Origin of the sequence: Modestobacter excelsi, assembly GCF_005930495.1 — a bacterium.
Taxonomy (GTDB): domain Bacteria; phylum Actinomycetota; class Actinomycetes; order Mycobacteriales; family Geodermatophilaceae; genus Modestobacter; species Modestobacter excelsi.
Window position 1 is genome coordinate 35340 of record NZ_SJEX01000024.1, and the last position, 19960, is coordinate 55299.

General features: G+C 71.6%; 16 protein-coding genes. 11 read left to right on the forward strand and 5 right to left on the reverse strand.

From position 1 onward, the window contains the following. Complete coding sequence (locus FHL80_RS10460; RefSeq protein WP_138733362.1) at window positions 1-522, reverse strand: hypothetical protein; 522 nt, start codon at window positions 520-522, stop codon at window positions 1-3. A gap of 295 nt (window positions 523-817) precedes the next feature. Between FHL80_RS10460 and FHL80_RS25455 the strand changes: the two genes are divergently transcribed. The 4 genes from FHL80_RS25455 (at window position 818) to FHL80_RS10480 (ending at window position 7016) form a co-directional block, all read left to right on the forward strand. Beyond that, a complete protein-coding gene (locus FHL80_RS25455; RefSeq protein WP_216870596.1) occupies window positions 818-2473 on the forward strand; it encodes a hypothetical protein in 1656 nt (551 codons plus the stop codon). Beyond that, on the forward strand, window positions 2470-3867 hold the full coding sequence (locus tag FHL80_RS10470; protein ID WP_138733363.1) for a ferritin-like domain-containing protein: 1398 nt from the start codon (window positions 2470-2472) through the stop codon (window positions 3865-3867). Before FHL80_RS25455 ends, FHL80_RS10470 begins: the two co-directional genes overlap by 4 nt. Further along, window positions 3864-4505: a VTT domain-containing protein gene (locus tag FHL80_RS10475; protein WP_138733364.1), complete on the forward strand. Its 642-nt coding sequence runs from the start codon at window positions 3864-3866 to the stop codon at window positions 4503-4505. The genes FHL80_RS10470 and FHL80_RS10475 overlap by 4 nt, the downstream gene beginning before the upstream one ends. A 138-nt stretch (window positions 4506-4643) precedes the next feature. Beyond that, the gene (locus FHL80_RS10480; protein WP_246078597.1) at window positions 4644-7016 is read left to right on the forward strand and encodes an alpha-amylase family glycosyl hydrolase; all 2373 of its coding nucleotides are present in this window, start codon (window positions 4644-4646) and stop codon (window positions 7014-7016) included. Between the two features lie 4 nt (window positions 7017-7020). On the opposite strand, the gene FHL80_RS10485 is transcribed toward FHL80_RS10480, so the two are convergent. After that, window positions 7021-8211, reverse strand: a complete 1191-nt coding sequence (locus FHL80_RS10485) for a DUF2278 family protein (protein WP_342777330.1) — start codon at window positions 8209-8211, stop codon at window positions 7021-7023. Here FHL80_RS10485 and FHL80_RS10490 point away from each other — a divergent pair. Together FHL80_RS10490 and FHL80_RS10495 are read left to right on the forward strand one after the other, a co-directional pair. Beyond that, the gene (locus FHL80_RS10490) at window positions 8143-9984 is read left to right on the forward strand and encodes a ComEC/Rec2 family competence protein (RefSeq protein WP_138733366.1); all 1842 of its coding nucleotides are present in this window, start codon (window positions 8143-8145) and stop codon (window positions 9982-9984) included. The two genes, FHL80_RS10485 and FHL80_RS10490, sit on opposite strands and share 69 nt — an antisense overlap. 59 nt (window positions 9985-10043) lie before the next feature. Continuing rightward, window positions 10044-11795 (forward strand): M20/M25/M40 family metallo-hydrolase, encoded by a 1752-nt coding sequence (locus FHL80_RS10495; RefSeq protein ID WP_138733367.1) that lies wholly within the window; start codon window positions 10044-10046, stop codon window positions 11793-11795. 27 nt (window positions 11796-11822) lie between these two features. On the opposite strand, the gene FHL80_RS10500 is transcribed toward FHL80_RS10495, so the two are convergent. From FHL80_RS10500 to FHL80_RS10510, 3 genes are all read right to left on the reverse strand, one after another. Beyond that, complete coding sequence (locus FHL80_RS10500; RefSeq protein ID WP_138733368.1) at window positions 11823-12146, reverse strand: hypothetical protein; 324 nt, start codon at window positions 12144-12146, stop codon at window positions 11823-11825. A gap of 6 nt (window positions 12147-12152) precedes the next feature. Then, on the reverse strand, window positions 12153-14378 hold the full coding sequence (locus tag FHL80_RS10505) for a hypothetical protein (protein ID WP_138733369.1): 2226 nt from the start codon (window positions 14376-14378) through the stop codon (window positions 12153-12155). A 215-nt stretch (window positions 14379-14593) separates the two neighbouring features. Beyond that, window positions 14594-15334 carry a hypothetical protein gene (locus FHL80_RS10510; RefSeq protein WP_138733370.1) on the reverse strand — a complete coding sequence of 247 codons (741 nt, stop codon included), beginning with the start codon at window positions 15332-15334 and terminating at the stop codon, window positions 14594-14596. A 399-nt stretch (window positions 15335-15733) separates the two neighbouring features. Here FHL80_RS10510 and FHL80_RS10515 point away from each other — a divergent pair, with 399 nt between their 5' ends. From FHL80_RS10515 to FHL80_RS10540, 5 genes are all read left to right on the forward strand, one after another. Next, window positions 15734-16630, forward strand: coding sequence for a zinc metalloprotease (locus tag FHL80_RS10515; RefSeq protein WP_138733371.1), 897 nt, complete (start codon window positions 15734-15736; stop codon window positions 16628-16630). Further along, complete coding sequence (locus FHL80_RS10520) at window positions 16563-17273, forward strand: hypothetical protein (protein ID WP_216870599.1); 711 nt, start codon at window positions 16563-16565, stop codon at window positions 17271-17273. Before FHL80_RS10515 ends, FHL80_RS10520 begins: the two co-directional genes overlap by 68 nt. Before the next feature lie 82 nt (window positions 17274-17355). Continuing rightward, the gene (locus FHL80_RS10525; protein WP_138733373.1) at window positions 17356-17616 is read left to right on the forward strand and encodes a hypothetical protein; all 261 of its coding nucleotides are present in this window, start codon (window positions 17356-17358) and stop codon (window positions 17614-17616) included. 968 nt (window positions 17617-18584) lie between these two features. After that, window positions 18585-19121 (forward strand): class F sortase, encoded by a 537-nt coding sequence (locus FHL80_RS10535; RefSeq protein WP_216870600.1) that lies wholly within the window; start codon window positions 18585-18587, stop codon window positions 19119-19121. A gap of 127 nt (window positions 19122-19248) precedes the next feature. After that, the gene (locus FHL80_RS10540; RefSeq protein ID WP_138733375.1) at window positions 19249-19833 is read left to right on the forward strand and encodes a hypothetical protein; all 585 of its coding nucleotides are present in this window, start codon (window positions 19249-19251) and stop codon (window positions 19831-19833) included. The last annotated feature ends 127 nt before the right edge of the window (window positions 19834-19960 follow it).

The window sequence follows — 19960 nt, forward strand, 5'->3', positions numbered from 1 at the left end:
CTACTCGTTGAGCGTGTCCAACAGGGCCGACCAGGCCTGCTTGAGCCGCAGCGCGCTCTTGACGTCGCGCACGGTGGCCGTGGGGTAGGCCCGGTAGTACACGTCCGGTGGGAGCTCGCGCGACCGGATGAAGGCTTTGAACGCCTCGATGTCCGTGGAGCCGCCGGCCGGCCAGCCCTCGCAGTTGGAGTAGATCGCGTCGAAGGACTCCGCTGCATCCGAGGCGAACTGCTCGATGTAGGTGTCCCACGGAGGGTCGTAGTTGCTCGCGAAGAGCAGGCTCCCCCCGTCCGCGTCGTCGGGCAGGACCACCCACCGGGCGAAGTGCACCGTGCCGATGGTGTCCAAGGGGCTGGGCCCGCCGGCCGCGATCCGCCGGCCCACCTGGGCCAGGACCTGCTGCAACTGCTGCCGGCGTCCCGGGATGATCCGGGCGATCGCGTTGAGTGCCTGAGTGCCCTCGGCCAGCGGCGAGGGTGCTTGGGCCACGGCGTCCTCGGCCGTTCGCGGGATGGTCGTCACGGGACGCTCCTCTGGGTGGACATCCGGGATCGCGATGGGCGCGGCGGTCTCGGTGCCGCGCACGGTGGGGCTGAGCTGTACCGCAGGTGCGCAGTCTCGCGAGTCGCCGTCAGCGCGATGTCACGGCGGCGTCACCGGACGGTCTCTCTGCCACCTCCCTGGGCCTCGTCGAGTCGGTGGGCCGGGTGCCGACGCGGGGAGGTCGGCGAGCGTCGTCCGTGCCTCGGCGGTGACAGCCCGGTGACGAGCGCTGCGTTGGCTGGCGTCGCTCACCGACCACCCGAGGGCAGCCGTCATGAACAGATTTCTCCAGGTCAAGCAGATCCTCGATGACGCCGTCGGCGGCGCGGGGAGCCCCGTGGGTGGGCCGCACCGCGCTTTCTGGCGCAACCAGACACGCGACCAGTTCATGGCCTTCAAGATCTTCGGCCTGCCGATCGTCACACTCGGCGACGGCGCCGGCTCCAACCTGGTGAAGGCGCTGCGCGGCGAGAACCCCTTCGGCCAGGACATCGGCACCCCCGGCGCCACCTTCCGCCGCATGCCCGCCGGCCGGCCGCCGGTGGCCGGCGAGCTGATCGACGTCATCACGACCTGGATCGACGACGGCTGCCCGGAGGAGGTCGGGGAGATCGGCGGGATCGAGGCGTCGGTCGAGGGGGCGCCGTCGGGCCGCGCGTTCCTCATCGTCCCCGCGGCCGGCACCCCGGTCCCAGGCCGGTTGACACTGCGGACCGTGGACGGCTCCCAGGGTGACGTCGTCGTCCGCGTGCAGTCGGGCAGCGGCGCCGGCGTTCACGTCGATCCCGCCACGGTCCACGCGTCAGCGGTGGCCACCGAGGTCACCGTGACGGCCACCTCACCCAGCGCAGCGGTCAACGACACGACGATCGAGGTGGTCCAGGGCACGACCGTCCTGGCGTCCATCGCGCTCACCGCGGTCGCCCGCCCGGCCGTCCGGTTCCGGGGGACCTTCCAGTGCCGGCTCCCGACCGATCCCGACCCGTTCGACCACCCCTGGGGGGAGAACTCGAGCTTCGGCGTCTTCGCCGTCCAGGGACCCGATCCCGATCATCCCGACGAACCCCCGCTCGACCGCGTCGTGCGCTTCCACGACGGTGTCGCCCTGCGCCCCTTCTGCGATCCCATCGGGGTCGACGTCACGTCGATCGAGGCCCGGGTGGGGGACGAGACGGTGCAGTTCGACGTCGGGGACCCGGTGATCGGGCTGCCGGTCCGGCTGGGATCGGCCTGCGTGTTCGACGGCCGGAACCGTACCTTCGCACCGGACGGCTTCGAGCCGATCGCCGAGTTCCGGCTCGAGCTGGGCACCGTGTACGCCGGCGCGTCTGCTCCCGCAGTGCCCCGACCCTCACCGGCCGACCCTCCCGGCTCCACCGCGCCCTACGCCAACGGGGTCGTCCTGACCGATGCCGACCCCTCGGCCGACGGTCCGGGCGACTTCGGCATCCCCGCCGCCACGTGGGCGGAGAACGCGTGGAACACGATCGCGGTCAAGTTGTCCCGGCTCGTCGCGCAGCAGCCGGCCGACGAGCGCTCCACCCGCATCCGCGACCGTCGCATCCAGGAGCACACCGACACCCGGCCCGGCCACGGCCTCGACGCCATCGCCACTCCGCTGCAGTTCATGGAGCGCTACACCGGCCTCATCGACCGGGAGGTCGTGGTCGCGTCGCCGCGCCACGGGGCGCTTGCCTTCCTCGCCGACCTGCCGGCCGTCCGCTTCACCGCCGACTTCCTGGCCTTCGACACCGACTGCCAGATCGGCCGGGTGACGGGCACGCTCGACGCGCCGGAGCTGTCGAGCGGACCTGCCGTCCCGCCGAGCGTGACGACCGAGGCCGCCCCAGGCCGGGCGGCGGCCCCGCAACGGGGTCCGCAGCCGGCCGCGCAGGAGGGCCTGCGCCGGGTCCCGCTGGACCAGCAGTGACCCGGGCCCGAGCGACCCGGCTCCTCCAGGTGCCCGACCTGGACGTCGGGCCGGCCGCCCGGGATCCAGCGACCGACGCGACTGCCACGACGATCCCGAAGCCGCCTGAGCTGACGTGGTGGGACTGGGCCGTGTTCCTGCTGCACACGGCGGCGGAGGTCGAGCACGCCTTGATGACCCAGTACCTGTACGGCGCCTACTCCCTGGCCGACTCCGACTTCGCCGGACCGGAGGTACCGCCCGACGCGGCGCTCCGGACGGCGGCATGGCGCACCACCATCACCGCCATCGCCCGGGAGGAGATGGGGCACCTGCTCACCGAGCAGAACCTGCTGCGGTTCATCGGCGGGCCCCTCAACCTCGAGCGGGAGGACTTCCCCTTCCGATCGGTGCTGTACCCGTTCCCCCTGACCCTGGAGCCGTTGAGCAGGACGTCCCTGGCCAAGTACGTCGCCGCGGAGATGCCCGCCGACCCCGACGAGGCGGACATCCCCGAGATCGTCGCCCGTGCGACCGGCGCCACGGGCGGGATGCGCCCCAACCGCGTCGGGGTCCTCTTCGACACGCTGATCGACGTCTTCTCCGATCCCGCGAAGCTCACCGACGCAGATCTGGACCCGGGCTCGGCAGCGGACCGGCAGGCCCGGCCGGAGGACTGGTTCGGGTTCGGTCGGCTCATCGTGCGGGCGGTGGCCACCCGTGCCGAGGCAGTCGCCGCCCTGCGGGCGGTCGGTGAACAGGGCGAGGGGGCCGCGCTGCCGTCGGTGGGCGAGCCGCTCGCCCACTTCCACCAGTTCCTCCGGATCTACCGCGAGTTCCCCGAGACCTCGGACGGCGAGGTGCCTGCCTGGGTGCCCGGGCGCGCCGTGCCCACCGACCCCACCACCGGCCCGCAGCCCGACGGCGACCCGACGGTGGAGCGCAACCGCATCAGCCACCCCGTCACGCGGACGTGGGCCCAGCTGTTCGACGTCCGGTACCGGATGCTGCTGGTCGACCTCGTCCATGCGCTGTCCCGGCCCGGTCCGCTCGTCGACGACGACGGCGCGCCCACCCCGCGCGGACACCTCCGGGACTGGGCGTTCCTCCAGATGCGTGGTGAGGGGCTGTCGGGGATGCGCGGCATCGCCCGACTGCTGACCACGCGACCGGCCAAGGCCGACCCCGCACCCGGCGATCCGGCGTGCGCGGGCCCACCGTTCGAGCTGCCGTACTCGCTCGCGATCCCCGACGACGAGCACAGCCGCTGGCGGCTGCACCTCAGCTTGCTGGACAGCTCGGCACGGCTGACCGAGGACCTCGCCGCGGCCGGTGAGACCGGGGACCTGCTCGACGAGCTCACCCGCGTCGACGCCGCCGCGCGGGCCGTGGTCGAGTCGTTGCTGATCGCATGACGCGCCGGTACGCGACGGCCGTCGCCGTCGTCGCCGGCATCTCCCTCGGCGGCTTCGTCCTCGCCGAGGCGCTCCACCTGCCCTGGGCAGCCACCGCACCGTCGCTGGGGACGTCGGCCGCGCCGATCGCGGCGGTGCTCGGGGTGGGCATGCTCGTGGGTGATGCGGTGCTCCCCGTGCCCTCCAGCCTGGTCATGGTGGCGCTGGGCAGCACCTTCGGCCTGGTGGGAGGCAGGGTCCTCGGACTGGTGGGCAAGGTCGGCGGAGCCCTGGTGGGATTCGCCATCGGGCGGCAGCTCGCGGGCTCGGCCCCGCCGCCGGACGGAGAGCGGGCGGCCCGGCTGCTGCGCCGCTGGGGCGCCGTCGCCGTCACCGTGAGCCGCCCGGTACCGGTCCTCAGCGAGACCGTCGCCGTCCTCGCCGGGATGTCGACGATGAGCTGGCAGCGGGCCGGGGTCGCCGCGACAGCCGGGTCCCTGCCCGAGGCGGCGTTGTTCTCCTGGGCCGGGGCCAGTGCCGGCGGCGGCGGCGGCGGGATCGTCATCTGGCTCGCCCTCGTCCTGACCGCATCGGCGGTCTGGGCCGTCGACCATCGCCGCGCGTCCGCAGGTCGGCGGGCCGCGTTGACGGAACGGTGACGGCGCGGCTGCCAGGCTCGGCGGGCATCCGGGTCCGTCCCGCGCCCGATGAGGGCCCGGGCCGCCGACTCCGCCCAGGACAAGGCATCCGCCTGCACGGTCTGCCCGCGCGTCGGAGAGGACGGCCCGTTGATCACCGTGGACTTCCGCTACCTGACCGGGATCAGGAGGCCGGTGTTCCGGAACGCCCGGCTCACCGGGGACTGGAACGGTTGGACCGAGATCCCGATGGCCGAGGTCGTCGCCGACGACGGCTGCCCGGGGTTTTCCGCGACGGCGGAGTTCGACGACGCGGAGGCGGGGCGGACGATCCGGTGGGGCGTTCGTCTCGACGGCCCGACGGGAGCCAACGTCTGGGGTGTCCCGACCGAGGGTGCCGGTACCGACCCGGACGAGCGGCTGTGCGCGGTCCACCTCCCCGAGGCGGGTCGGCAGCTCGAGGCCCGGTACCACCTGACCTGGGGGCGGCGCCTCGGCGCCCAGAAGGTCGTGCACGACGGCGCGGGGGACCCGGGGGCACGTTTCGCTGTGTGGGCGCCGAACGCCCGCACGGTCGACGTCGTCTTCGGGCGGCGCGACCGTGGCTACATCGGGGACGACGGATCCGGCACGGACCCCGCCATGCCCACGCTCCCGCTCTCGGCGGGGCCGGACGGGGTCTGGCAGAGCGCGCCTCAACCGGGGTTCGGCCGGTTCTCGGGCGCGCCCTACATGTTCCGCATCGAGAACGCCGAAGGCCAGGTCCGCTACCGCACCGACATCTACTCCCGGTGGCAGGCCGGGCGCGGTGCCACCGACCCGGCCGGCGGCGCGTGGGACGGCGATCCCCGGACACTCGACGGAACGGTCAGCTGCAGCGTGGTCATCGATCCAGACCTGGTCCGCGAGGAGTTCGAGCCGACGACCGCGCCGCCATTGCTCCTCGCAGACGACGACTTCTGGAGGGACGAGTTCACGCCGGGTCCACCGGTGCCGACCCGGATCGAGGACCTGGTCATCTACGAGCTGCACGTGGGCGCACTCGGCTACCCCCGCCGGGGGCCCGGCACGCTGGCGGATGCGATGCGGCTCCTGGACCAGCTGGCCGAGCTGGGGGTGACGGCGGTCGAGGTCATGCCCCTGGCGGAGTTCTCCGGCGACCTGGCCTGGGGCTACGGCGCCACCCACCACTTCGCGATCGAGTCCAGCTCCGGCGGCCGGGACAAGTACAAGCACTTCGTCCGCGAATGTCATCGTCGCGGTGTCGCCGTCATCCAGGACGTCGTCTACAACCACTTCGACCAGACGGCCGGGCGGGCGGAGTGGCAGTACGACTCGTCGGCGCCCGAGGACAACATCTACTACTGGTACGAGGGGCGGAGCACCGACTACCCGGATCCCCGGGGCGGCTACCTGGAGAACGGGTCCTCCGGCGACGCGCCTCGCTACTGGGCGGAGCCGGTGCGGCGGCTGTTCATCAGCAGCGCGGTGCAGCTGGTCGAGGAGTTCCACGTCGACGGGCTGAGGGTGGACCTGACCCAGGCGATCCACCAGGACAACGCCCGGCGGGCGGACAAGAGGAGCGTGGGCAGCGCCAACCTGTTCGGGCAGAGGCTCCTCCGCGAGTGGAGTCGAACGCTCCGGATGGTGCGCCCGTCGGTGCTGCTCATCGCCGAGGACCACAGTGGTTGGCCGGCTGTCACCCAGAGCCCCGACGTAGGTGGACTGGGGTTCGACGCGACGTGGTTCGCGGACTTCTACCACCACCTCATCGGCGACTCCGACATGGCCGGGGGAAAGGCCCGGCTGCTGCGGGAAGCCGGCGCGGGCGGCGACGGTCCCCTCCGGGTGGCGGACTTCGCCGGACAACTCTGGCTCACCCAGTACGACAAGATCGTTTACTCAGAGTCCCACGACGAGGCCGGCAACGCGGGGGGCTCCGCGCGCACCAGCAGAGTGGCCGTGGGGAACGCGCCGCTGTGGGGTGCTACCCGGGACTACGCAGAGGCGCGCTGCCGAGTCGTCGCCGGCCTCTCGCTGCTGTCCGCCGGGACGCCGATGTTCTTCATGGGCGAAGAGGTCGTGGCCCAGCGCTCCTACCGGTACGACAACATCGACGACAGCAAGGAGGACCTGCACGGCGAGCGAGTCGCAGCCGGTGCCACGATGTTCCGCTGCTACCAGGACCTCATCCGCCTGCGGCGAGCGAACACAGCGGTCCGGTCCCAACACATGGACGTCGTGCACGTCGATGACGCGAGCCGGGTGATCGCCTTCACGAGGAGGGCCGGTGAGAGCGAGGTCCTCGTCGTGGCCAGCATGAACAACCATCCCTTCCTCGACGGCTACGACATCCAGGTCGATCCCGGACGACTACCGGCCGGGATGTGGCAGGAGATCTTCAACAGCGACTCGCACCTCTACGGCGGCAACGACGTCGGCAACTTCAGCACGGCCGTGCCGGTCACTGCAGGTCGGTTGCGGCTGCGGCTACCGGCCAACGGCCTGCTGGTCCTGCAGCGGCGTCCCTGACGGCTCAGAAGACGATGGTGAGCCCGTCGGCCCGGGCCTGGTCGGCGGTGTAGGCCACGCCGTCCACCTTGAGCCCGGCCGGGTCGACCAGGGTGAGCAGTCCGCCCGAGTTGCCGAGCTGGACAGGCGCGGTCAGCCGGATGCGGGCCGCGTCGCCGGCCCCGAGCATCGTCCCGTTCAGCGGCATCCGGTGGTCGCCGACGTCGACCAGCGCCCATCCGTCGAGGTCCGCGGGGACGGCGGACGTGTTCAGCAGGGTGACCGTCTCCTCTTCCGGCGCCGGCCCGGGGCCGTTGACCAACGCGGCCACGATGCGGACGCGGTGGTCCCCGTCGGCCATGTCGGTCAGCGCATGCCCGGTCGAGTCGTCGGTGTGCCACGCCTGGCTCTGGAAGGCGAGGAACACGGCCACCGTCTGCTGGGCACCGGGGAAGTGCAGCATGAGGCCGCCGTCCTGCCAGACACCGTCGTCCCGGCGGAACTGGGCGGAGTTCCCCTGGTTCATGTGCACGTCGTGCACGCCGTTGCCGGGCGTGAAGCCGAAGACCGCGTCCGGGGTGCCGGCCTCGGGAGGCCACCGCTCCCCGAAGGCGAACAGCCGCGCCGTGGGATCGCTGCGGGCCCGCCCCACGAAGTGGGCCAGCGCGGCGGCCAGGTCGTTGTCCGGTCCTGGCGCCGTCGCCGGCATCCGGTGCATCGCGGTGCGGTCGAACAGGTTGCCCCGGATGAAGTCGAGCGCGCCACTCCCCGGCTGGTTCGGCAGCGGTGTGAACACGTCGGGGAGCCGGAGGACGGCGTCGAGGACCGGGTGCGCGAACGCCTCGTCGGCGAGGTACAGCAGCTCTGACGGGGACTGCCGGGACAGCACGTTCACCGCCAGCCGGAAGGTGGCGTCCCCGCCCTGGACCCGCACCTGGAGCGCGGGCTGCCGGTCCCACCCTCCGACCGTGAGTCCGTCACCCGGCCGGCGAGCACGCCCACCGGTGAGCCGCTCCGCCGTACGCACGCCGACCGGCTGACCCGGACAGCGGGCCCCTCCTGTGCGTGACGCGACGGTGACGCGGCCCGGGTACACCTGGTGGCGGGCCTGTGCCGCCCGGCCCGTGCGACGCTGGGAGGAGGAGACATGACCACGACTGACGTCGGTCCGTCCAAGGTGCCGGACGCGCGGAGCACTGGATCGGTGGATGCGCACCGCGATGCGCGTCCGTGGCGTCCCGCGGCCCTTCGCGACGTACCCCGGGAATCATTGACCGGGCTGTCCTACGTCGTCGTGGACGAGGTGGTGACCAATCTCGTCACGCTGGCGGTGAGCCCTTGGCCCCGTGCCGACGAGCTCGGCCGGCTGCGCTTCGACGACTCGGCCGACCGCGGTCACGTCGTCGTGCACCGGTCGGAGCTGCACGGGGTGCTGTATGACGGGTGGCTGCAGCGGGAACCCCGCGTCGGCGACGCCTTCGCTGCCCGGATCACCCCCGAGGTCGAACGGCGGCTGGCGGCGGGGGAGGACGTCCGCCTGGACCGAGGTCTGCGGCTCACCGACGTCATCGCGAGCGAGGTCCACGACCTCAGTGCCGAAGCGCGCACGGTCGGCAAGCTGGCCTACTTCGCCGCGATGGCCCCGAGGGTCACCCTGGAGGAGGCGAAGCGGCGCGATCAGGAGGGCAAGATCCTCCGCCCGAAGGTGGTCGAACCGCACCGGCTCCGGGCACGACGGTGGAACGGGCCGGTGCTCGCCGCCACCGACACCGACGCGATGGCCACCGCACCACCCGGCACGCTGCCCGGGAGTCTCCTCAAGCCCACGGCGGCCGGCGAGTTCCTCCGCGAGATCACCGCGGAGCCCGAGTCGCTCGTCTACTTCCTGCTCAACGTCGGTGACGGCGACACGCAACTGGTCCTGCTGCCGACCGAGGAGGGCGCGGGGGGCCGTCGGGCGGTAGTCGTCGACGTGGCCACGAGCGGGAAACTGGTCGACCTCGTCACGGCGCTCGCGGACGCCGGCATCCTGCTGGACCCCGGGACGACGCCCGGCGTCTTCCCGGTCGTCGTCGCGACGCATCCTCATGACGATCACATCGGAGGGATGCCGCAGTTCCTCGACCGCTTCGGCCGGGCGGGGCAGATCAGCGACTTCTGGGAACCGGGGTACTACCACCCCAGCGCCACGTTCGTGGAGACGATGGCGCTGCTCGAGGAGTGCGCGATCCCGCGGACAGAGCCCACCAGCGGGATGACACGCTGGACCGGTGGCGCGAAGATCACCGTCCTGGCACCGTCGGTCTCCCTTCGGGTCCGCTACGACTCCTACGGCGTCGATGTCAACGACGCCTCGATCGCGCTCAAGGTCGAGTTCCCCGCCGCCCGCGTGGCACAGCAGCTCGACGAGCAGCGCCGGGAGGGCAACCGCCATTACCTCCGGCTGGACTCCCCGTGGAACCTGATCCTGGGCGCCGATGCCCAGACCACCTCCTGGGCGCACGTCACCGCCGACTTCCCCCAGTTGAGACGCCAGTACGACACGCCGCTGTACAAGGAGCTCGCCGCGGCACGCGGGCTGGACCACCTCGCAGCGGATGTCTTCAAGGTGTCCCACCACGCGTCCAAGCACGGGATCAACCTCGAACTCGTCGAGCGGATCCAGCCCGAGGTCGCCCTGGTCTCCTCCGTCTGCGGCGGCGGGAAGTACAACTTCCCGCATCTGTTGGCGACCGAGGCGATCCGCGAGGCGATGCAGCGGACCACGTCGAGGAACACCGCCCGGCTCGACGACCACCGGCTCGGCATCCACTACACGGGTGCGACCGTCCGTGGAGACGGAGACCCCCGGCCCGCCGGCACGATTGCGATCGTCCTCTCGCCGAGGCGCCGGACCAAGATGCGGATGTGGCGCTTCGGGGACACCCCGCGGCAGGCGGTCGACCTCCAGGACGCGGTTCGCCTGGCCCCACTGCGCTCACCGAGGTGACTCGGCGGTGACGCCGCAGCGTCTACGGTCGCGCCGCCTCCACCGACCCGGGAGTCGTCATGAAGCTGGTCTTGTTCGACCTGGGACAGACGCTCGAGGACGGCGACGTCCTGCTGCCCGGGGCGCTGGAGACGCTCGAGGCGATCGATGCACTGCGCGACGGCGACCGACCGGCCGCGCGACTGGGCCTCGTGTCCGACTTCGACATGACGAACGACCCCTCGCAGGTGCCGGTCATCCAGCAGCGTTACTACGCGCTGCTCGACGACCTCGGCATCCGGAGGTTCTTCGAGCCGGTCGCGGAGCGGGTCACGCTGTCGACCGAGGTCGGCGTGTTCAAACCCGACGAAGCCGTCTTCCGCGCCGCGGTGACGAGGGCCGTGCCTGGCCTCGAGTTCCGCGACGTGCTGTTCGTGACCGAGAACCGCAGCCACGTCCTGGCTGCCCGGCGTCTCGGCCTGAGGGCCGTGCACCTGCGTGGGCCGGGGCAACCGGACGGTGAGGTCGACGGGTTGACCGATCTGATCCCGCTCGTGCGCGCGTTCACGGAGCAGGACACCGGGCCGGCGCAGACCGCCGTCCTGACCGCCCCACCCGGTGCGGAGGACGCGATCCCCGCCGACGTGGGGATCACCTGGACGAGGCTCGGTGACGTGCTCCTGGTGAGCGGCCCCTCCGACCCCGTGCAGGAGGTCGTCGCCGGTACCGGCCTGACGACGGCCACGTCGACCTCCGTGCCGAGAGGGCGACTGCACCTCGTCACCCAGATCGGGCGCTGCTTCCAGCAGGAGCACCCCGACGTCCCCGTCGTCGTCGACAAGGGACGGTACCTCGTCGTCGACCTCGATCCTGAGCAGGCCGCCGCTCTCGACGGATCGCCGACCGGGTGCTTCGGTGTGCGGCCGTTGCCGGCCAGCGAGGCGGTGTTCGAGCAGCGCACCGTGGGCCGGCCCGCCGGCGCCGCGCCGGCCCGGCTGCGCACACGCGAGCACGCGCTGTCGCGGGCGGCGTTCGAGGCGGACCTCGCCACGCTCGTCGGTTTCGGCACCCGGCACTCGACGCGCCCCGAGTTCCTGGCCGCCGTCGAGTGGGCCCGGGGCGAGCTGACCGCGTCGGGCTGTGCGACGCAACTACAGACCGTCCCAGTGGGCGCCGGGACCAGCCGGAACCTCATCGCCGACCGGGTCGGCCACGGGAGCGACCGCCAGCTGGTGCTCGTCGGCGCGCACCTCGACTCGGTGAACCTGGCCGGTGGTCCTGCGGCTGCCGCGCCAGGCGCCGACGACAACGCCTCAGGCGCTGCCGGGGTGCTCGCGATCGGCCGGGCGCTCGCCGAGGAGGCCATCGCCCACGACCTGCGGCTGATCCTGTTCGGAGGAGAGGAGCAGGGTCTCCTCGGCAGCCTGCACTACGTCGCTGGGCTCGACCCGACGGAGCGCAGCCGCATCCGAGCCGTGATCAACATGGACATGATCGCGGGGCGCAACACGGACACGCCGACGGTGCTGCTGGAGGGGGCCGCCGTCTCGCAGGACGTCATCGACGCACTGGCCGCTGCAGCGCAGGAGCAGACCGACGTGGCGGTCCAGACCAGCCTCAACCCGTTCAACAGCGATCACGTGCCGTTCCTCGATCAGGGGATCCCGGCCGTCCTGACCATCGAGGGGGCCGACGGCGCCAACGACAGGGTCCACACCGACCGGGACCGGATCGAGTTCCTCGACCACGTCCTCGCCCTCGAGATCCTCCGGATGAACGTGTCGTTCCTCGTGCAGGCGCTGAGCGAGGACCAGTGGGTGACCGTGCGGTGACGAGAGCGCAGGGCGTCAACGGGTGCCTCAACCGTTCGTCGACGGGCCGGGCGGCATGCGCCGGTAGGTGACGCTGGCGTCCCCTGCGGCGAGGGTGAGCAGGTCCCCGGAGCGGCGTGCCGTGTAGTCCACCTTGCGGTCGTGTGCCGTCTGGATCCGCACCGCCCCGTCGGGGAGGACGTCGAACGCCGCCTCGTCCCACACCGGCCGTCGCGTGCCCTCGGTCGTTGCCCGATAGGTGCGGTCCGGGAAGAACTCGATCTCCTGCGGGTAGGGCGTCGTCGACCCGCCGTCGTCGACTCTGCGCCACCGGCCCACCAGCGCGTCGACGGTGACGTCCGTGCCGTTCACGGGGGATCAGCGCTCGGATGTGCGCCGATCATCGCCGTCCTCCTCGGTGACACGCTGCCGAGCCGTCGTGACGAGCTCCCGCAGGGTTCCGTCCTCCGGTCCGTCGTCCGGTCCGCCGTCCGGTCCGCCGTCCGGCGCGGCCGTCAGGGTGTGCCGCCGGGGCGCCTGCTCGCGCTTCGTGATCTGCGCCTGGACGTCGTCGAGCGTCTCGACGGCGCGGCGGGACTCCGCGCAACTCATGATCACATCGCCCTCGGCCAGGCGCTCGAGCGCGCGTCGGTAGGGTTCGCCGGTCGTCGCTCGACCCCGGAGTGTCCGCTTGGCAGCGAGCCACGCGTAGTGCGGGCCCAGCGTCGGATCCGACGCCGCTTGCTCGATCACCTCGACGCCGTGACCGATGTCGGCCGAGGCGGCGATGGCGAGCATGGCGTCGGGGGTCGAGAGGATCCCGAACGCGGCCCGCTCCTGGCCGGCCGTCGTCGCCCCAGCGACGAGCACGGAGGCTGAGCCGGTGAGCCCACGTGTCGCACCTCCGTCGTCCCACTGGACCTCGACGATGATGCGGTACAACCCCGGGCCAGGGAACAGCGCGCCCTGCGGACCGTGCGTGATGGTCGCTGAGTGGGCGACCCGCCCGTCCGGCTCGAGCAGGCGCAGGGGCTGCTTGTCGACGCACGCCACCAGCGGGAGGAAGGTCCGGACCGTTCCGGCCGGGTCGAGCACCTTGCCGCGCACGGCCCCCCCGCGAAGGCTCAGGGTCGCCGGGACGCGCACCGGGGCCGCCGACTCGTTGACCAGCCGGAAGTCCACGCGAGCAGGTGCGCCCAGCGGGAGGAGCGGGTCGAGTGGGCACACCTCGAGCCGCAGACCGCCAGGCTGCTCGATCAGGTCATCGGCAGCGATGGGTGCGGTCGAGTAGTCCTCGCCGAACTGGATGCCGCCGGGACGCACCCAGATGTCTGGCATGTGCCGGAGGCGTTTCTCGTCGTCGGTGTGGAACGCCCAGCGGATGTTCTGCGGGAAGGGGCGCCCCGAGTGCGCACGTCGGGCGATCACGTCCGTCGTGTTCATGAAGCCGTTGTCCGAAGCGTTGTGGTAGAGCCCCATCGCGTGGCCGAGCTCGTGGACGGCGGTCCGGAAGTAGGTCGGCTCGTCATCACCGAAGCGCGTCCCGCGCAGGTCACCCCAGCTCGGCTCGTCCCGGTCGTAGACCCAGTCGCACGCGATCCCGACGCCTTCCCGGGCGGTGCTGTCGACGTCCACGGCGGCCCTGTCGTACATGATGCCGCGCTCGGTCTCGTCGATGCGGCGCACGCACAGCAGGTGGTAGTGCCAGTCCGCGTCGAGCAGGTCCTGCCGGGCTTCGCGGTACTCGAGCATGGCCGCATGCATCTCGGCGTCGCTCCACGACTCGCCGCTCTTCTCCGCGATGCCTGCATCGCTCTCGATCACGGCCACGTCCCAACCAAGTGGCTCGAACACCTGGTTCCAGCCGTAGCCGTCCGAGCCGTTCGTCCTCGGGACGACGCCCTGCGGGACGCGATCGATCTCCAGGGTGGCGCGACGGAGGAAGGGGGAGACCCAACCGAGTGCGAGGGTCCCGGTCACCGCGCCCGCCGAGTTCTTCAGTTCCCCGGTGAGGTAGTCGGCGGCGGACGGGTAGCCCGGTGGCGCGGTCGTCCACGAGAGCTGCACCGTCGAGGCGCCCTCGTTGGTCCACGCGGTGACCGCGGCGTCGAACCGGAACAGCTCGAGCGTCAGGGTGAAGCTCTCCTGCGAGCCCGGGGAGTCCGACACCTCGACTGCGCGCAGGTAGTACCGGTAGTCGGCGCGTGGGAACACCGGGATGCCGTCGGCCGGGTTCGGTTCGCCAGCCGCGCCCGCGGGTGGGGTGGCGGAAAGGTGACGGAGGTACAGGTCGCCGCTGATGGTGGCGGTGCCCCCCAGTTGCTGGACGCGAAGGGTGCCCAGGTAGTAGATCGCCCCGGGATGTGTCGGCGAGGCCTGCAGGGGCGTGTACCGCACGTAGTAGCAGCCGCCGCGCAGCGCACGCATCGGCGTCACCGGCCCGCTGTCGCTTGCATCGCCGAGGCCGGCGCGGTGGTCGCGCGCCAGGAACAGGAGGCCGTTCGGCAGTTGAGGGGGTGGCCCCTGGGGATTCGGGAGGCGGCCGCCCCCGGTGCGGTAGGCGGCGACCTGGCCGGCCGACGAGCGTGCAGAAGGAGCGGTCATGTGCACTCACCTGAGATGTGACGACGCTGCTCGGTCGACGCACGGCACAAGTCACAGCGGCCGTGCAGGCCGCGATCCCACCGCGCGATCGTGCGACGCCGGCCAGCATGAACGGGCGGCGTCACCACGACGTCACGCCGCACGGCTGCTGCCCACGTCGACGTGGCGCTCGACGGCGGCACGTCGATCTCTCGTCGCGACGCTCCGGGCACGGCTCAGTCGGTGGCCAGGGTCCGCTTCACCAGGTGCTCGAGCACCCGATCGGTCTTGGACCTCGGGTCGGAGTCGACGGGGACACCGAAGTCGTCCAGGTACCCGTTCAGCGCCGACTGCTTCGACTCCGCCTCGTCCAGCTTCGCGACGGTCGACAACTCGAGGAAGTCCAGGTGGTCGACCGTCCACCGTTCGGCCCGGACGTCGAGATCGCCCAGCGTCCCCCCGAGGTCGTCCCATCGCGTCGCCGTGATGGGTGGCAGCACGGTGAGGGTCCGGAGGTTGACCCGGATCGGAGAACAATCGCGCAGGAAGGTCTCCTGCGCCTTCGTGAAGAGGCTCGCCGCGGACCGTTGTCCGCGGCCAGCACCAGCGACGATGTCGTCGGGCCGGTCGGCGGTGTGCGAGATCGCGAGGACTCGTCGCTGACCGGCCCAGTCGGCCTCGATCTTCACCTCCCCGTCGTCCCCCTTCTCGGCCGCGAGCCAGTCGTCGGTGAGCTGGGACCGTCGACCGGGGCGGAGCTTGATCGTGCTGTCGTCCGTGCTGTCCGGCTTGTGGCGGGCACGCAGGACCACGCCCGCCGTCCTCAACGGGGTGCCGGCCGAGACGCCCCGGGCGACGTCCTCGCAGAAGTGGATCCGCCAAGGCTCGTCCACAGGGGGCAGTCCGAGTTCCGCCACGGCCGACTCCGTCTGGTCGCCGCTGGAGTTCACCTTGATCTCGACCCGGTCGAGCCGCATGTCGGTGCCCCTGCCTCGTCGGAGCCGGGCCGGGACCAGGCGGGCCCGGATGGGCCGGACGGCCCGTTCAACCGGCGATCTGCCCGGGACGCTAGGGCCCGGTCGTCAGCGCTCGGTCACCGTGCCGTCAACGGCAGAGCGACGGGACGGAGGTCGTGGAAGTCAGGAGTCGACCTCCGCGGTGGGTGAGGCCTGTCGACCGTGGCGCCGCGGTGACGACGTACCGATGACCCCGGCCGCACCGGAGGCTGGGTGACGCGAGGGTGACGCCGACGTGATGGCCGCACGGGAACATCTCCCTCGCCACGGGGCGGGACAGGACGCAGGAACCCGGGGCCCACCAGATGTGGGAACCCGTCGCTCCCGTCGGGCACGTCACGACCAGACGGAGGCAGGCAGATGGCGAAGCTGGTGCTCGGGGAGCGTGAGTTCGACAGTCAGGAGACGTTCGTCCGGGAAGGGCGGCGCTGCGGGACGCCACAGCTCAACGACTTCCAGAAGGAGCGCGTCCGCGCTCACCTCCGGACGGCCCGGGCCAACGGCATGGATGCCGCGGGGGTGACGCAGATCGACATCCCGGTGCACTTCAACGTGGTGCACGACGGCGGAACGGGCGACGTGACCGACCAGGAGCTCGACGCCCAGCTCAGTGTCCTGAACGACGCCTACAAGGCACACGACATCGTCTTCCACCGGGCGTCGGTGGAACGCAGGGACGACCCCGTCTGGTTCAGGATGACCATGGGCAGTCCGGCCGAGCGGAAGGCGAAGACGGAACTCGGCAAGGAGCAGCATCGATCGCTGAACCTCTACACCGCCGGCATCGGCGCCGGCCTGCTCGGGTGGGCCACGTTCCCGAGCGACTTCGCGGGCGACCCTCTCCTCGACGGCGTCGTCGTCCTCTTCTCAAGCCTCCCTGGCGGTTCCTCGGCGCCGTACGACCTCGGCCTGACTGCCGTGCACGAGGTCGGACACTGGCTCGGCCTCTTCCACACCTTCGAGGGCGGGTGCACCCCGCCCGGAGACGAGGTCGGGGACACGCCGTTCGAGGCGAGCCCGAACTTCGGGCCGGCGAACCCGACGCGCGACACGTGCCCGAATGACAGCGGAACCGACCCGACCACCAACTACATGGACTACACGGACGACGCCGGCATGACGGAGTTCACCTCGGGTCAGGTCACGCGGATGAAGGAGCAGGTCACGATCTACCGTCCCGACCTGCTGGGTGCCGGCCACGCCGATGCCGCCGACGCCGCGCGGGCGGGGATCGACTTCGAGACCGGCGACTTCTGATCCGAGCCGTTGCGGGATGACCTACCGATTCGGCGAGCTGCGCCTCGATGACCCGCAGGAGGGTCCGCTGCGGGTGCAGGGCGACGGCTACGCCGCGGCCGGTGAACTCGTGACGCTCATCGTCAGCCCGGACGTGCACCGGCTGCTGGGGATGTCGGACGACGAGGTCGCCGGGGCGTCGGAGATCGACCGGCGCTACCGCGAGGCCCTCCGGGGCATCTACGCGAGCGGCGAATGGCGTCCACCGCACGTCGACCCTGCCGCGCTGCCGGCGCGGCAGGAGGTCGAAAGCGCGGTCGAACGACTCCTCGGAGCGGGTCGCACCACACGCCTGCGCGGCCTGTCGTGGCGGGTCCGTGGCGGTGACGCGCTGCTGGACGAGGACGTGGCCGACGTCCTGAGTCTCACGCAGGACCAGCGGAGGCAGGTGACGGCGGCGGCCGAGCAGAACGAGCAGGAGAACGCCCGCGTCCTGGCCCAGGTCAGCGCGGTGCGGGGGCGAGGGGCAGGACGGACCAGCGACTCGTCCGGGCTCCAGGCCGCCGCGATGAGGGCCGACGACGCCGGTCATGCACGGCTCCTGGCCCTGCTCACACCGGATCAGCGAGAGCGGTTCACGCAGCTGAGGGAAGGCGGGAGTTGACCGTGCTGCGGTGACGGCTCGGTGACGATGCTCCACGAACATGGGTGCTCGCTACGCGGGAGATCTCGAGGAAGGAACAGCCATGTCAGCGCCCACTGATCTGCCGAGGAACGCCAACGACCCTGCCAAGTCCACCCGGACCACAGCCGCAAAGGCCTGGGCGGCGGCTCTGTTCAGCGCGGTCCTGGCATTTCTCTCCTCGCTCCTCACTGCGCTGGGTGGTACCGACACCGGGTTCGACTCGATCACCGCCGGCCAATGGCTCACCGCGGTGATCGCCGCGCTCATCGCCTTCGGTGGCGCAGCCGGCCTCACCTACTACGTCCCGAACAAGCCTCGCTGACCCGTCGCGGGCCTCGGAGAACGAGGTCGGCATGCCCGGCCGCAGCGATGGACCACGGTCCGGACCCGCGCTCCGTGAACCGGCATCCCGGGCAGCTCGCTCTGCCGGCCACCGGCAGGCGATGGGTGACAGCGTGGTGACGCTGCCTCCTCATCATCGAAGTCCGGTCTCGTGCCGGCGTTCCTGCTGGCATCCGGCGGACGGGGCGGGACCATCGCCCATCCTCGACGGCGCTCATCCCTGAGGAGGTACCCCGATGACCCATTCAGGGGACACCGCTGCACAGTCGGGCAGCTACGGGGAGCGAGGGTCCGGCAAGGCCACGCGTCTGGTCGCCTGGCTGGCGCTGCTCCTCTCGCTCATCGCCGTGCTCCTCTCGCTGATCATCCCAGCCATCGCCGGTACGAAGGGGGTCAAGGGCGACCCGGGCCCGGCCGGCGTGACGGGACCCGCCGGGGAGCCGGGGCCGGCGGGTCCCCCCGGTCCGGCCGGTCCGGCCGGACCGGCCGGTCCTCCCGGTCCCGCCGGATCCAGTGGTCCTCCCGGGCCGTCGGGATCTGTCGGCGGCACAGGGACATCAGGAGCGGGGACCTCGTCCTCCCTCACGCCGGTCGGTCCTCCGCAGACCGGAGTCGGAGGTGCGGTGGAGGACTCAGCAGATCCGCGGGTGCTGTTCATGACAGCCGGCGGCACGCTCATCGGCGTGGCGTTGATCACGGGCGTGTACGCGATGCGGCGACAGCGGCCGGACGGGATCGACGACGTGCCCGCGGGCGACAGCGGATCAGGTGACCCCGCTCGTTGAGGGCGCGGCCGTGCGCAGACCTCGGCCGTCGCCCTCGGCCGGTCGGCAGCAGCGGACCGGACGGATCGGTGTCGTCTGGGGCGGGGTGGGTGTCGTCCTGCTCGCCCTCGGCTGTGTGCTGCCGAGGGGGTCGCCGTCGGCCGCTGCGGACGGGACCGCCCCGGTGAGCTCCGTGGACATCAAGGTCCCCGACGCGACGGGCCTGGCTGAGCACGAATCCTACGTCCCTCCCGCGGTGGCCCTCAGCCCCGCGCCGGCCCCCACGCACCTGGACATCCCGCGGATAGGCGTGCACACCGACGTGATCCCGTTGGGGCTGAACCCGGACGGGACGGTGATGGTGCCGCCGGTGGACCCGCACGCCCCCGCGGGCTGGTACCGCCATCTCGCGTCGCCGGGTGAGCCGGGACCGGCGGTCCTGCTCGGGCATGTGGACAGCTACCAGGGACCCGCGGTGTTCTCCCGGCTCTCGGCCCTCGCCCCGGGCGACAGCGTCTCGATCGATCGCGCCGACGGCCGCACCGTCGTCTTCACCGTCCAGTCGGTGCAGACCTACCCGAAGAGCTCCTTCCCCACCGACCTGGTCTACGGCCCGGCTGACGTACCGGTCCTGAGGTTGATCACGTGTGGAGGGTCGTTCGACCGCGTCCACCGCAGCTACCTCAGCAACGTGGTGGTCTTCGCCGGGTTGGCCCGTTGACCGCGGCGCGGACGCCCGTCACCACCCGGTCGCCCGAGCCGGCAGGCGACCGGCCTGATGATCACGGAGGTCCCATGGCACCGCACGAACCCCCGGAACGCGAGCCCTCGCCCGAGGTCGACCGGCGATGAGCGACGTCGCGACGATCCTGCCCGCCTACATCGGGGTCGCCCTCCTGCTCATCGGGGGGGCGTGGGCGTACTTCACGTTCCTGCACCAGCGTCAGGGTGAGCCTGCCACCGACATCGACGTGGACCTGGAGTTCATCGGCACCCAGGCGGAGCAGCACATCATCCAGGTCACGGCCGACCTCGAGAACAGGAGTCTCGTACGGCACCGCTACCAGGACTTCATCCTGACCATCCGCTACCTGACGAGGGAGGACGGCGTGGTGGACGGCGACGCCCCCCTCAACTACCAGCTCAACTGCCCCCGGACGATCGACAGTCGGATCGGGGGCGAGAAGCGGTACTTCGCCAACCCGAGCTACATCAACCCCAGGCAGCGGTTCCGCCACCGGTACGTCACCTACCTACCGCACGACGCCACGTTCGCGTGGGTCCAGTGCAGGTTCACCTACGACCACACCGGGCTCTGGTCCCGGTGGGCCAGGGCGCACCACCGCGACTCCGTGGTCACGAACAGCCAGCGGATCCGCCGCGTCCCCCAGTGCGGTGATCCGTGTCGCTGCGACCGGGGAGTCGTCCTCTGACCACGATGACCTCATGAGCACCCACCGAGCCGGCGGGGGCGGCGGGCGAGGTGATCCCGCGGTGACGCCTCAGTGACGCGTCGCTCCTAGCGTGCCCCTTCCGGGACGGGACGGGAGGGAGCAGGGG

Bases quoted from the DNA above. Each gene is read 5' to 3' on its own strand.
- FHL80_RS25455 (WP_216870596.1), top strand. From the start codon at position 818: ATGAACAGATTTCTCCAGGTCAAGCAGATCCTCGATGACGCCGTCGGC.
- FHL80_RS10475 (WP_138733364.1), top strand. From the start codon at position 3,864: ATGACGCGCCGGTACGCGACGGCCGTCGCCGTCGTCGCCGGCATCTCC.
- FHL80_RS10490 (WP_138733366.1), top strand. From the start codon at position 8,143: ATGACCACGACTGACGTCGGTCCGTCCAAGGTGCCGGACGCGCGGAGC.
- FHL80_RS10495 (WP_138733367.1), top strand. From the start codon at position 10,044: ATGAAGCTGGTCTTGTTCGACCTGGGACAGACGCTCGAGGACGGCGAC.
- FHL80_RS10505 (WP_138733369.1), bottom strand. From the start codon at position 14,378: ATGACCGCTCCTTCTGCACGCTCGTCGGCCGGCCAGGTCGCCGCCTAC.
- FHL80_RS10510 (WP_138733370.1), bottom strand. From the start codon at position 15,334: ATGCGGCTCGACCGGGTCGAGATCAAGGTGAACTCCAGCGGCGACCAG.
- FHL80_RS10515 (WP_138733371.1), top strand. From the start codon at position 15,734: ATGGCGAAGCTGGTGCTCGGGGAGCGTGAGTTCGACAGTCAGGAGACG.
- FHL80_RS10525 (WP_138733373.1), top strand. From the start codon at position 17,356: ATGTCAGCGCCCACTGATCTGCCGAGGAACGCCAACGACCCTGCCAAG.
- FHL80_RS10540 (WP_138733375.1), top strand. From the start codon at position 19,249: ATGAGCGACGTCGCGACGATCCTGCCCGCCTACATCGGGGTCGCCCTC.